General features: G+C 44.2%; 9 protein-coding genes. 5 read left to right on the top strand and 4 right to left on the bottom strand.

All coding sequences use genetic code 11. The features are described 5' to 3' along the window. Window positions 1-48: 48 nt before the first annotated feature. Window positions 49-1,716 (bottom strand): glutamine--tRNA ligase, encoded by a 1,668-nt coding sequence (glnS, locus tag CWO13_RS04900; protein WP_108082620.1) that lies wholly within the window; start codon window positions 1,714-1,716, stop codon window positions 49-51. 302 nt (window positions 1,717-2,018) lie between these two features. Beyond that, window positions 2,019-3,578 (bottom strand): N-acetylglucosamine-specific PTS transporter subunit IIBC, encoded by a 1,560-nt coding sequence (nagE, locus tag CWO13_RS04895; RefSeq protein WP_048612171.1) that lies wholly within the window; start codon window positions 3,576-3,578, stop codon window positions 2,019-2,021. A gap of 475 nt (window positions 3,579-4,053) precedes the next feature. Here nagE and nagA point away from each other — a divergent pair, with 475 nt between their 5' ends. The 4 genes from nagA to asnB all read left to right on the top strand — a co-directional run bounded on the left by nagA (window position 4,054) and on the right by asnB (window position 9,984). Next, window positions 4,054-5,190, top strand: a complete 1,137-nt coding sequence (nagA, locus tag CWO13_RS04890) for an N-acetylglucosamine-6-phosphate deacetylase (RefSeq protein ID WP_019820501.1) — start codon at window positions 4,054-4,056, stop codon at window positions 5,188-5,190. A gap of 2 nt (window positions 5,191-5,192) precedes the next feature. Then, window positions 5,193-6,407, top strand: a complete 1,215-nt coding sequence (gene nagC / locus CWO13_RS04885) for a DNA-binding transcriptional regulator NagC (RefSeq protein WP_017062194.1) — start codon at window positions 5,193-5,195, stop codon at window positions 6,405-6,407. Between the two features lie 84 nt (window positions 6,408-6,491). Continuing rightward, on the top strand, window positions 6,492-8,078 hold the full coding sequence (locus CWO13_RS04880) for a cation:proton antiporter family protein (protein WP_019820253.1): 1,587 nt from the start codon (window positions 6,492-6,494) through the stop codon (window positions 8,076-8,078). Window positions 8,079-8,313: 235 nt separating this feature from the next. Further along, window positions 8,314-9,984 (top strand): asparagine synthase B, encoded by a 1,671-nt coding sequence (asnB, locus tag CWO13_RS04875; protein WP_048664650.1) that lies wholly within the window; start codon window positions 8,314-8,316, stop codon window positions 9,982-9,984. A gap of 81 nt (window positions 9,985-10,065) precedes the next feature. Here asnB and rfaH read toward each other — a convergent pair whose 3' ends face one another. Continuing rightward, window positions 10,066-10,572 carry a transcription/translation regulatory transformer protein RfaH gene (rfaH, locus tag CWO13_RS04870; RefSeq protein ID WP_102432777.1) on the bottom strand — a complete coding sequence of 169 codons (507 nt, stop codon included), beginning with the start codon at window positions 10,570-10,572 and terminating at the stop codon, window positions 10,066-10,068. A gap of 503 nt (window positions 10,573-11,075) precedes the next feature. On the opposite strand from rfaH, the gene CWO13_RS04865 reads away from it, so the two are divergent. After that, window positions 11,076-12,470, top strand: coding sequence for a peptide MFS transporter (locus tag CWO13_RS04865; protein WP_017629610.1), 1,395 nt, complete (start codon window positions 11,076-11,078; stop codon window positions 12,468-12,470). 105 nt (window positions 12,471-12,575) lie between these two features. On the opposite strand, the gene hemH is transcribed toward CWO13_RS04865, so the two are convergent. Beyond that, window positions 12,576-13,538, bottom strand: coding sequence for a ferrochelatase (gene hemH / locus CWO13_RS04860; protein WP_048660859.1), 963 nt, complete (start codon window positions 13,536-13,538; stop codon window positions 12,576-12,578). Between the last annotated feature and the right edge of the window lie 99 nt (window positions 13,539-13,637).

Below are 13,637 nucleotides of genomic sequence, written 5' to 3'. Positions count from 1 at the left end.
AAGCCGGTTTTTTATTGGGTCGTTTTTAACAAACTAAATGCTCAAGCATTAAGCTTCAGTTTTACCCCAAGTATCACGTAGACCAACCGTACGGTTGAAGACTAGTGCATCTGCTTTAGAGTCTTTCGAATCCACACAGAAGTAGCCTGTACGTTCAAACTGGTACGCTTGCTCTGCAACACCTTCTGCTAGGCTAGGTTCAACAAAACCGTTTAGCGTAACAAGTGATTCAGGGTTTAACGTTGCAGCGAAGTCATCAGCAGCGGCTGGGTTTGGCACTGTGAATAAACGATCGTACAAACGAATCTCAGCAGGTAGCGCTTTATCAGCCGACACCCAGTGGATAACGCCTTTCACTTTGCGGCCATCTGCAGGGTTCTTACCCAGTGTTTCATTATCGTAAGAACAGAAGATAGTCGTAATGTTGCCTTCTGCATCTTTTTCGATACGTTCAGCTTTGATCACGTAAGCGCCACGTAGACGAACTTCTTTGCCTAGAACCAAACGCTTGTACTTCTTGTTTGCTTCTTCACGGAAGTCATCACGCTCAATCCAAACTTCACGGGTAAATGGTACTTCGCGAGTGCCCATTTCTGGCTTGTTTGGATGGTTTGCAACAGTTAACGTTTCTACTGCATCTGCTTCGTAGTTTTCGATAACGATCTTAACTGGCTCCAGAACGGCCATTGCACGAGGTGCATTTTCGTTCAGATCATCACGAATGCAAGACTCAAGTGAACCGAACTCAATCATGTTCTCTTGCTTTGTCACGCCAATACGCTTACAGAATTCACGAATAGAGCTTGAAGTAAAACCACGACGACGCAGGCCAGAAATAGTAGGCATACGTGGGTCATCCCAACCTTGAACTAGGTTTTCAACCACAAGTTGGTTCAGCTTACGCTTAGACATCACTGTGTATTCAAGATTCAGGCGACTAAACTCGTACTGACGAGGTTGGCAATCAATCGTGATGTTATCTAGAACCCAATCGTACAAACGACGGTTATCTTGGAATTCAAGCGTACAGATAGAGTGCGTAATACCTTCCAGCGCATCAGAGATACAGTGAGTAAAGTCGTACATTGGGTAAATGCACCACTTGTCAGCTGTTTGATGGTGGTGAGCAAAACGAACACGGTAGATAACAGGATCGCGCATAACCATGAACGAAGAGCTCATGTCGATCTTAGCACGCAAACACGCTTTACCTTCTTCAAAGCCACCGTCACGCATTTTTTCAAACAACGCTAGGTTCTCTTCAGGGCTGCGGTCCCGGTATGGGCTCGCTTTACCTGGCTCTTTTAGCGTGCCACGGTACTCACGGATTTGATCAGGACTTAGCTCGTCAACATACGCTAAGCCTTTATTAATTAATTCCACAGCATAAGCGTAAAGCGTATCGAAGTAGTTTGATGAGTAACAAATATCACCAGACCATTCGAAGCCTAACCAGCTTACATCATTCTTAATTGACTCAACGTATTCAACGTCTTCTTTTTCAGGGTTTGTATCATCGAAACGAAGATTACATTGTCCCTGGTAGTCCTGAGCAATACCAAAGTTCAAGCAAATAGATTTAGCGTGACCAATGTGCAGGTAGCCATTTGGCTCCGGCGGGAAACGAGTATGCACGCTACTGTGTGTACCATCCGCTAAATCTTTATCAATAATTTGGCGAATGAAATTCGATGGACGAGCCTCAGCTTCACTCATCTATAGCACCTCTATGTATTTAGTATTGTCAGAGAAAGTTATCTTTCGTCCCCAAGAAAACGGTCGCTTTTAGCACCGGTCAAAGATTGAAAGATCATTGTTGCTAATCATCCACAATTCTTTGCCTTTGCACAATAAGAACCGTCCGTTAATTGCGAATATTTCTGCTATTCGATGAAGAATAGAACGAACCGTGTTCAGTAGCCTTAAACAGCAGGCACAAAAAAGCCTCCCATGTGGGAGGCTTTCAATTTGATACTTACTTAAGAGTAACTTTACGTCTTAATTAAGTACTTCCTTTACTATGGAAGTTTTACATCAGATAGGTCTTCACCTGCACCGATAGCTTTCATTTCGCCAGCTACGATTTCAGCTAGTGGGCCTAGGATAACCTGTAGGTTATTTTCACCTAGTTTTACCACACCTTTAGCACCTAGTTTCTTAAGAACAACTTCATCAGCGACAGAGCGGTCTTTAAGAGTTAGGCGTAGACGAGTGATACAAGCGTCGATTGAAGTTAGGTTGTCGTGACCACCTAGAGCTTTCAGGTATTGACGTGCAAGGTCGCCCTTTGGTGCGTCGCCAGCAGGAGCTGCAACAGCTTCGTCATCATCTTCACGACCTGGCGATTTCAAGTTGAAAGCGCGGATTGCGAAAGAGAAAGTGAAGAAGTATAGAGCACCGAAACCAAGACCGATTAGTAGTAGTACGAATGGTTTAGTTGCTAGACCCCAGTTCAATACGAAGTCGATAAGACCAGCAGAGAAACCGAAACCGTGCAGAGTACCAAACATGTTAGCAACTACTAGAGACAGACCTGTAAATACAGCGTGCATTGCGTATAGAGCAGGAGCTAGGAATACGAACATGAATTCTAGCGGCTCTGTGATACCTGTTAGGAATGAACAGAATGCAACTGAGAATAGTGCGCCACCAACTTGGCTACGTTTTTCAGCAGGAGCAGCTAGGTACATTGCAAGTGCAGCACCTGGTAGACCGAACATCATTACTGGGAAGAAACCGTTCATGAATACGCCAGCGCCTTTATCGCCGCCGAAGAAACGGTGTAGGTCACCAGATTTAACAGTTTCAGTCACTTCTTTAACTACAGTAGTGATTTCTGGAGTTACAGAGTTAGCGAATGTGAATGTGTGCTCTTGGCCAACAACTAGAGTTTTAGCCAGTGCTGGGTCAACACAAAGTTGAGTGATGTTAGCGAATGCGCCTTGACCAGCAACGATGATCTCTTGACATGTACCCATACCAAACCAGAAGTATGAGTTCAATACGTGGTGTAGACCTACAGGGATAAGTGCACGGTTAAGAGTACCGTAAACGAATTGGCCGATAGCGCCAGACGTTGATACTGCGTGAGCCAGTGCGTCTAGACCAGATTGAACACCAGGCCAAACCACACCAGACACAGCACCCGCAACAAGTGCAAATAGACCGGCCATGATAGGTACTAAACGTTTACCCGCGAAGAAAGCCAGCCACTCTGGAAGGCGTGTCGCGTGGAAAGCGTTGTAAGAGTGACCTGCGATGATACCTGCGAAGATACCGCCGAAGAATGACATGTTAACGTCTGCGTTAATTGTCGTTGCTGTAGCAGTTAGTACGAAGTAAGCAACTGCACCAGCAAGACCTGCTGCGCCGTTACCGTCTTTAGAAAGACCAATCGCGATACCTAGACCAAAGAGCAATGGTAGGTTACCGAAGATAGCACCACCAGCTTGCGCCATGAATGGAATATCAAGTAGATCGCCTTGACCTAAACGTAAAAGAAGCGCCGCAATCGGAAGCGTTGCGATTGGTAGCATTAACGCCTTACCAAGCTTCTGTGCATATCCTAGAATATTCACCAGTTGTTTCCCCCTATAGGATTTTTTAGAATTCGTTTGAGAAACTTATTTTAGTCGCTCAATTTAGTCCTATTCAGTGTATTCAATTAATTTTGCTCCGCAAATTAAAACCTTACCATTTGTGATCCTAATCACCAGTTTTTACCAAATCCAGAGGTTTTTGCTAGCGAGATCATAAAACTTATTTTATCATTCAAAAAAATGAACATTTATAGATAAAATCCAAATCTAATCATTAGGTAAAAAGATGGTATCTGCGGGCTTCTATTGCCGTATGAATAATCATTAACAATGAACCTAAATGTATAATAACGATCAGTTGTTCATATATTTTTCAACTACTTAAATAGCTTCCTATATTGAAGCCGTTTGCCCATAAAAGATAAATCGTTACGTAAATGATGCTCGCAAACTAAGTCCGCATTTAGGTAACGAACGAATTTAAAAGATCTCACGAAATAAGGATTAGCTGACTATGTACGCGCTAAGTAACTGTAAAATTTACACTGGTAGTGATGTTCTGACCGATCATGCTGTTGTAATCGAAAACGAACTGATCAAAAAAGTCTGTCCTATCTCTGAATTGCCAGAGGGAATCGAGGTTCGCGACCTAGACGGAGCAAACCTAAGTCCAGGTTTCATTGACCTACAACTGAACGGTTGTGGCGGTGTAATGCTTAACGATGAGATCACTGCAGAAACCATGCAGATCATGCACAAAGCAAATCTGAAATCTGGCTGTACTAGCTTCTTACCAACGCTTATCACCTCTTCAGACGAAGATATGCGTGCCGTTATTACGGCAGCTCGTGAGTACCACAACCAGTACCAAAACCAATCTTTAGGTCTGCACCTAGAAGGTCCGTACTTGAACGTTGCGAAAAAAGGCATCCACAGCGTCGATCACATTCGTAAGTCTGACAACGAAATGATTGAGCTTATCTGTGACAACAGTGACCTTGTTGCAAAAGTTACATTAGCTCCAGAGTTAAACGACCCTGAACACATTGAACGCCTGCACAAAGCTGGCGTTGTCGTTTCTATCGGCCACACCAACGCAACTTATGCAGAAGCACGCCAAGGTTTCGAATCTGGTATCACGTTCGCTACTCACCTATTCAATGCAATGACCCCTATGGTCGGTCGTGAACCGGGCGTTGTAGGCGCGATTTACGACACACCAGAGGTTTACGCTGGGATCATTGCCGACGGTTTCCACGTTGATTACGCAAACATCAGAATTGCGCATAAAATCAAGGGAGAAAAGTTGGTATTAGTGACGGATGCCACAGCTCCTGCAGGTGCTGACATGGAATACTTTATTTTTGTCGGTAAGAAAGTATATTACCGTGATGGTAAGTGTGTTGATGAAAACGGCACACTGGGCGGCTCAGCTCTGACTATGATTGAAGCAGTTCAGAATACAGTTGAGCACGCTGGTATCGCTTTAGACGAAGCTCTTCGCATGGCTACGCTATACCCAGCTACGGCTATCGGTGTAGAAAGCAAGCTAGGTCGAATTAAAAAAGGCATGGTTGCAAACCTAGCTGTATTTGACCGAGACTTTAACGTTAAAGCGACTGTTGTTAACGGACAATACGAGCACAATTAAGTATGAATGGCGGACAAATAGGTAACGTAGACTTAGTTAAACAACTAAACAGTGCGGCGGTATACCGACTTATAGACCAACAAGGGCCTATCAGTCGTATACAAGTGGCTGATGTAAGCCAACTCGCACCGGCAAGTGTTACAAAAATTACCCGCCAACTTTTAGAGCGCGGCCTAATTAAAGAGGTTGCGCAGCAAGCGTCTACTGGCGGTAGACGCGCTATCTCCCTAACCACAGAAGTAGAACCTTTTCATTCTGTCGCTGTGCGTTTAGGTCGAGACTACATTCAAATAAGCCTTCATGACCTTGGCGGTCGTGAGTTGGCTTTCCAACAGCAAGACCTGAATTATTCAGACCAGTCAGACCTTACCCAAGGCTTGGTTAATAATTTGAAGGCTTTCATTGCTGAACACCAACCAAAGATCGATCAGCTGATTGCTATTGGTGTCACGCTTCCAGGCTTGGTTAACCCAACGACAGGTGTTGTTGAGTACATGCCAAACACGGATATCGATAACCTGGCTTTAAGTGACATTATTCGCGACACATTCCATGTCGCTTGTTTTGTGGGCAACGATGTTCGCGGAATGGCGCTTGCTGAGCACTACTTCGGTGCAAGTAAAGACAGCCAAGACTCTATTTTAGTGAGTGTTCACCGTGGTACCGGCGCAGGTATTATCGTAAATGGTCAGGTTTTCTTAGGTCACAACCGCAACGTAGGTGAGATTGGCCATATCCAAATCGATCCGCTAGGCGAGCAATGCCAATGTGGTAACTTCGGTTGTCTTGAAACCGTAGCAGCAAACCCAGCAATCGTTGAACGCGTGCAGAAGCTGATTAAACAAGGCTATGAGTCTTCTTTAACAGAGCTTGAGCATATTACGATTCAAGACGTTTGTGACCACGCGATTAATGGTGATGAGCTAGCCAAGCAAAGCTTAGTTCGAGTAGGAAACCAGTTAGGTAAGGCTATCGCGATGACGATTAACTTATTTAACCCTCAAAAAGTTATCATTGCTGGCGATATTACCAAGGCACAAGAGATTGTTTTCCCTGCAATTAAGCGCAATGTGGAGAATCAGTCGTTAACGACTTTCCATAGCGGCTTGCCTATTGTAGCATCACAGATCGATAAACATCCTACGATGGGAGCTTTTGCCATGATTAAGCGCGCCATGCTCAACGGCGTGTTACTGCAGAAGCTTCTCGAAGACTAGAGAAAAACAATTCTGATTTTCCGCGGGCCGTGTTTGTATAAACACGGCCCGTTTTTTTAAGCTAGGGAACTACAACAACAAGTTATGGAACTTATATTAATATCCACTGCGTTTATCGCAGGATTTATTGCTTTAAAGTGTCACCTTCCCCCATTAGTTGGTTTTTTGGTTGCAGGCTTTGGGCTTTTTGCCTTTGGCTTTGAAACCAATGACACCATCATTACTTTAGCTGACCTTGGTGTCACGCTGCTTCTATTTACTATCGGCTTAAAGCTCGATATCAAAACCCTACTCTCTAAAGAGATCTGGGCTGGCGCGACAATCCACAACCTTTTGTCCACTCTGTTTTTCGCCGTCGCCCTGTTTGGCTTTAAGTTCTTAGGTATTTCATCGCTAGCTGCCATGTCGGTAGAACAGATCGTTCTGCTCGGTTTTGCTCTTTCATTCTCTAGTACGGTATTTGCGGTTAAGACTCTGCAAGAGAAAGGCGAAATGAATGCGACCTACGGAACGTTAGCGATTGGTATCTTGGTCATGCAGGATATCTTCGCCGTAGTATTCTTAACGGCTTCTACGGGCAAAATACCTGAGTGGTATGCGATTGCTCTGTTTGCCCTACCCTTATTACGCCCACTGTTCTACAAAGTGCTCGATTGGGTTGGTCACGGTGAGATGCTGGTTCTTTCAGGCATCTTCTTCGCATTAGTCGTCGGTGCTGGTTTATTCCATTTGGTTGGTGTGAAACCAGACTTGGGGGCTCTTGTTTTAGGTATGTTACTTGCTGGTCACCCAAAAGCCTCAGAATTATCAAAGTCGCTGTTTAACCTTAAAGAACTTTTCCTTGTCTGTTTCTTCTTGAACATTGGTTTGTCAGAGCAACCAACCATTCAAGGCTTTATGCTCGCAATCTTGTTCTTGCTGATGCTGCCAGTGAAAGGTGTTCTCTACTTCTTGGTACTCAACCGCTTCAAGTTCCGTGTTCGAACGTCTCTACTTGCCTCGCTATCACTGTTTAACTATAGCGAGTTTGGCCTCATCGTTGGTGGTCTCGCCTTCAAGATGGGCTGGATGTCAGGCGACATCTTGGTGGCTGTGGCGATTGCTGTTTCACTGTCGTTCTTAATCGCAGCACCTTTAAACCGAGCTGGTCACAAGCTTTATCAGCAGTCAGGTAAATGGCTAAAAGAGCATGCGTCAGAAAAGCTTCACCGACGTGATAAGCGAATTGACCCAGGTCGTGCCCAAGTGCTGATTCTTGGTATGGGACGAATTGGTACTGGTGCTTATGACGAATTACGTTCTCGCTACGGCAAGGTGAGCTTAGGTGTCGAAGTTCGTGAAGAAGCTGCGCACAACCACAGAAGCCATGGCAGAAACGTAATTTCTGGTGACGCAACTGACCCGGATTTCTGGGAACGCATCTTAGATACGGCCAACGTAAAACTGGTGATTTTGGCAATGCCTCACCACCAAGGTAATCAAACCGCTTTAGAGCAATTGAAGTCACGTAACTTTAAAGGCCAAATTGCGGCTATTGCTGAATATCCAGATCAACTCGAAACACTGAAAGAGAATGGCGTTGATGCGGCATTTAACATTTACAGCGAGGCTGGTAGTGGTTTTGCTCGCCACGTTTGCGAACAGTTAAATCCAAATATCAATAAAATCTAGTATTAGACCGTGTTCAACTAAACCTCTCAAAACTGACTATTTTTCGCACTTTTGAGAGGTTTTTGTTTAAAAAACCAACCGCAATTAAACACCACACACCAAAACCACATAAAAATTAGATAATTTCTAACAGATCACCCTTTATATTATTTTTTTGCTCACATCCGGTTGCTTTTTTTAGCCAGAATGGCAAATTGAATGCAGTTGATTTGGAAATTATTTAAAAGGAAGTTCTATGTGTTCAGTATTTGGCATTCTCGACATTAAAAGTGATGCCGCAGCACTTCGCCCTATTGCTTTAGAAATGTCTAAAAAGCTTCGTCATCGTGGTCCAGACTGGTCTGGTATCTATGCAGGTGAAAAAGCAATCCTTGCTCATGAACGTCTTGCTATTGTTGGCTTGAACAGTGGTGCTCAACCACTATACAGCCAAGACAAAAAGCACATTCTTGCAGTGAACGGTGAGATTTATAACCACAAAGAACTTCGCGCACGTTATGAAGATAAGTACCAGTTCCAGACTGATTCTGACTGTGAAGTTATCCTAGCGCTATACCAAGAGATGGGTGCAGACCTTCTAGAAGAGCTTAACGGTATTTTCGCCTTCGTTTTATACGATGAAGACAAAGACGAATACCTAGTGGGCCGCGACCATATTGGTATCATCCCGCTTTACCAAGGTTACGATGAGCACGGTAACTACTACGTTGCTTCAGAGATGAAAGCATTGGTTGAAGTATGTAAGACGATCAGTGAATTCCCTCCTGGTAGCTTCTACTCTTCGAAAGATGCAGAACCTCAACGCTACTATATCCGCGATTGGAACGAGTACGCTGCGGTACAAGGCAACAGCACAAGCAAAGAAGAACTGACTGAAGCACTAGAAGCAGCTGTTAAACGCCAACTAATGACTGACGTTCCTTACGGTGTACTTCTATCTGGTGGCCTTGATTCATCAATTACTTCAGCGGTCGCTAAACGCTTTGCTGCAATGCGTATCGAAGATGATGAGCAATCTGAAGCTTGGTGGCCACAACTGCACTCATTCGCAGTTGGCCTTGAAGGCGCACCAGATCTTATCGCTGCTCGTGAAGTTGCGGACAAGATCGGTACTGTGCACCACGAGATGACTTACACCATTCAGGAAGGCTTAGATGCGATCCGTGATGTTATCTACCATATCGAGACTTACGATGTAACGACGATTCGTGCATCAACGCCAATGTACTTACTTGCTCGTAAGATCAAAGCAATGGGCATCAAAATGGTATTGTCTGGTGAAGGTGCTGATGAAATCTTTGGTGGCTACCTTTACTTCCATAAAGCGCCAAACGCAAAAGAGTTCCACGAAGAAACAGTACGTAAGCTACTTGCTCTAAGCATGTTCGACTGTGCTCGCGCAAACAAATCATTGGCAGCATGGGGCGTTGAAGGTCGTGTACCATTCTTAGACAAAGAGTTTATCGATGTCGCAATGCGCCTGAACCCTGAAGACAAGATGTGTGGTAACGGTAAGATGGAGAAACACATCCTGCGTGAGTGTTTTGAAGACTACCTACCAGATTCAATCGCATGGCGTCAAAAAGAGCAATTCTCTGATGGTGTTGGCTACGATTGGATTGATACATTGAAAGCAACGGCTGAAGCAAAAGTAACGGATCAACAAATGGAAGCTGCTAAGTTCCGTTTCCCTTACAACACGCCAACAACCAAGGAAGGTTATGCTTACCGTGAAATCTTTGAGGAGCTATTCCCTCTAGAATCTGCGGCAGAGTGTGTACCAGGTGGACCTTCAGTTGCTTGTTCATCAGCAAAAGCGATTGAGTGGGATGAGTCATTCAAAAACTGTGTCGACCCATCGGGCCGTGCAGTACAAGCCGTTCACAACGATGCTTACAACGCTTAGAGCGTTTTGAACAAACCCTAAAGACTAAAAAAGGCGCATGATGCGCCTTTTTATTTTTAAGCCTATTTTTTATTGTTGCAGTTATGCGTGAGCTTTTAGTGCTTCGTTCTCAATACTGATAGGAACCACGTGGCTGATCATTTTTACCAACATAATCGATCGAGCCTCACCGTCTTTCTGATCGAAAATAGCCTCAACCCCGGCAAACTGGCCACTCTGAATCTTAACCACCTGCCCAGATTCAAACTCAACACAACAATCTTCAGTTTCGATGCTGTAGCACTTCTCAAACTCTTTGAGTTCAAAAACCAAGTCACCTTGGACCTCATGCGGCCTTGCGCCGAACTTAATAAAGTCCACCACACCGCGCGTTGAACGAACAGTCGTGAAGCTAGGACCTTGCTCATAGTCAAAGCGAACAAAGATGTAAGATGGAAACAGCGGCTCTTTGACCTGCTTTTCTTTCCCTCTCACCACTTTTTCGACTTCTATTTGAGGATAAAAGCACTCTACCCCTTGATTCTCTAAGTGCTGTTGAGCGCGTTTTTGATCACCACGCTTACAGTAGAGCAAATACCAACGTTTCATTTTACTAGCCATTTTCTATTTTTGAACATTTTACCACAAGCCTAAAACGGTTTAATCACCGTTAATAAAATGAAGACTGATAAGCAAGAAATTATGCGTAACAGACCAACTTATCAACAAAAAGTCATAGGTCCGAAAAGTGGTTAAGCATTGTACAGGGATCATTTACAGATAAAAAGGCGCATTCTTGTAAGCGTATGTATGCCAGATAAATTAAACACACCATACCCTATGAAGATCAAAATGATACAACAAGTCAATGCATTTCACTTTTATTATTCGGTAATTCTTTTAAAAAGCTCACTATGCATCCAGCCCAAAACTGGAAAATTAGTTTGCAGCACGCATTATCTGGGTAACATTGCATAGAAAACCCCTTATTTTCATGCAGTTATAAAAAATTAGTTATCGTAACCATAAAAGACGCCTATTGCAGATGGTTATTCCACTCTGTATACATAAGTGACTATAAAATCTTTTAATACCTAAAATTAGTAAAACTTATGCCAAGCACTCACAACATCTTTGGCCACCCTAGAGGCCTATTTCTACTATTTAGCACAGAGCTATGGGAACGTTTCTCCTACTATGCAATGCGAGCAATTCTTGTTTTATTCTTAACTGATACCACTCTTAATGGTGGCCTTGGTTGGTCAACAAAAGACGCTCTCGATCTCTACGGGATCTACACAGGTTTAGTCTACATCACACCATTAATTGGTGGCTGGATTGCCGATAACTACCTAGGACAACGTAAATCGATCCTAATTGGTGGTGTATTGATGGCTCTAGGCCAATTCACACTGGCTCTACCTAACGGCTTTATTGGCTTAGACCAAGTCAACGCTCTGTACCTTGGTTTAGCACTACTTATCAGTGGTAACGGTATGTTTAAACCAAACATCTCGACCATGGTTGGCGACTTGTACCAAGAAGGTGATAACCGCCGTGATGGTGCTTTCACCATTTTCTACATGGGCATCAACTTAGGCGCACTACTTGGTGGCTTGATTTCCGGTGCAGCAGTGGATTCATTCGGTTGGAAAGCGGGCTTCTTGGCTGCTGGTATCGGTATGGTTATTAGCTTGATCATGCAAATGACGATGGCTCAATCTTGGTTAGGCAACATCGGTTCTGTACCTGCGGCTGCTCGAGCAAAAGAACTGAACAAATCGAAAGAGAAAGCGCCACTAACTAAAGAAGAATTCGACAGACTAAAAGTTATTCTGATTATGGGTCTGTTCGTGATTGTATTCTGGGCGGGCTTTGAACAAGCTGGCGGCCTAATGAACATCTACACTCAACAATATACTGACCGTATGATTGGTGGCTTTGAAGTTCCTGCTGCGTGGTTCCAATCTTTGAACCCATTCTTCATCATTACACTTGCTCCAATCATTGCTGCGTTCTGGGTGAAACTGGGTAAGCGTGAGCCAAACTCACCTGTTAAGTTTGCGATGGCGCTGTTTTTCTTAGCACTTGGCTTTGTGTGCATGATGGGTGCGGTAATGGAGCAAGGTGGTGACCTAACAGTGAAAACATCGATGTTATGGCTAGTAGGTGCCTTCTTCTTCCATACACTTGGTGAGCTTTGTTTATCGCCTATTGGCCTGTCGTTGGTCACTAAGCTAGCTCCACTTCGTTTAGCATCACTAATGATGGGTGCTTGGTTTGGCTTCAATGCGGTTGCAAACTACGTAGCAGGCCTAGTGGGTTCTCACGTTGGTGAGCTTGGCGCGATGTCTATCTTTGGTGGTATCGCGATTACAGCAACAATTAGTGGCGTATTATTGCTTCTTTGTGCTGGTAAGCTTGTATCCTGGATGCATGGTGTAGAAACCAACATGACGCTTGAAGCAGAGCCAAAAGCTGAGACAGCAGAAACGTCTGTTGCTTAATATCTAGAGCTATTTCAAGAAGAAACTTCAAGTTCAAAAAGGGCTGCTCAATGAGCAGCCCTTTTGTTATTTATGCGATAAGACGTAATCAAGGCTCAGCAGCTGTTAGCGATATAGAGCGACTAACTCTGCCATCATATCGATGTGCGAGTCTCTGTCGTTCAAACACATAATGTAGCTAAAGTCCGAACCACCAGCGTCAATGAAAGTATCTTTACACTGGTCTGAAATCTCTTCTAACGTTTCCAAACAGTCAACCGAAAATGCAGGTGCCATGATGTCGATCTTCTTGATACCTTTGCTTGGCAGTGATTCAAGTGTCTCGTCAGTGTATGGCTTCAACCACTCCTCTCGACCAAATCGCGATTGGTAGGTCATGGTGATGTCTTCTTCAGATAAACCTAGCTCAGCAGCAAGCAGCTTTGTCGTTGCTTCACAATGCTGTGGGTAGATATCGCCTTCATCAGCTAAGCGCTTCGGAATACCGTGGAACGAACAAACCAAGTGATCGGCTCTGCCATTTTGTTCCCAATGGCTACGAACGCTTTCAGCCAATGCTTTGGCATAGCTAGGGTGTGAGTAGTAGTCACGAATAAAGCGATAGCTTGGGATAACTGGCATCTGTTTAAAGGCTTTGGTTAAACCATCAGAAACTGCCGCTGTGGTTGTGCCAGAGTACTGAGGATATAAAGGCAGTACGATGATGTCCTCAACGCCCTGGTCCATCAGTTGCTCAACACCAGTCTTAATGCTTGGGTTACCATAGGTCATACCCAGTGCAACCGGCATCTCTAGTTTCTTCTGGAGCTTTTCAGCTTGTCTTTGAGAATACACAAGCAGTGGTGAGCCTTCATCCATCCAGACAGATTGATACAACTTGGCTACTTTGGGTGCTCGAATCGGTAAAATCACCCCGTGCAAGATTGGGCACCAAAGCCAACGGGTTAGGTTTACTACTCGCTTGTCGTGTAAGAATTCACTCAAAAATCGACGAACGCCAGCTGGGGTCGCCGAATCTGGTGTTCCTAAGTTCACCAGTAAAACGCCCTGCTTTTTATTATTTTCCATAGATACCTGAGACCAATATGTGATTTTCTGGAAAGTAATATACTAATCTGCATAAGTTTAAGATCATTGGTTCCCACTAAATGTCTGAATAATCATTCT

The organism is Vibrio sp. ZF 223, from assembly GCF_003050585.1.
Taxonomy (GTDB): Bacteria; Pseudomonadota; Gammaproteobacteria; order Enterobacterales; family Vibrionaceae; genus Vibrio; species Vibrio crassostreae.
Note: the sequence above shows the minus strand (reverse complement) of the source record. Positions and strands in the feature narration are given on the sequence as shown.

Coding starts and splice junctions, on each gene's coding strand:
- glnS (WP_108082620.1), bottom strand. CDS start 1,716: ATGAGTGAAGCTGAGGCTCGTCCATCGAATTTCATTCGCCAAATTATT.
- nagA (WP_019820501.1), top strand. CDS start 4,054: ATGTACGCGCTAAGTAACTGTAAAATTTACACTGGTAGTGATGTTCTG.
- nagC (WP_017062194.1), top strand. CDS start 5,193: ATGAATGGCGGACAAATAGGTAACGTAGACTTAGTTAAACAACTAAAC.
- CWO13_RS04880 (WP_019820253.1), top strand. CDS start 6,492: ATGGAACTTATATTAATATCCACTGCGTTTATCGCAGGATTTATTGCT.
- asnB (WP_048664650.1), top strand. CDS start 8,314: ATGTGTTCAGTATTTGGCATTCTCGACATTAAAAGTGATGCCGCAGCA.
- rfaH (WP_102432777.1), bottom strand. CDS start 10,572: ATGAAACGTTGGTATTTGCTCTACTGTAAGCGTGGTGATCAAAAACGC.
- CWO13_RS04865 (WP_017629610.1), top strand. CDS start 11,076: ATGCCAAGCACTCACAACATCTTTGGCCACCCTAGAGGCCTATTTCTA.
- hemH (WP_048660859.1), bottom strand. CDS start 13,538: ATGGAAAATAATAAAAAGCAGGGCGTTTTACTGGTGAACTTAGGAACA.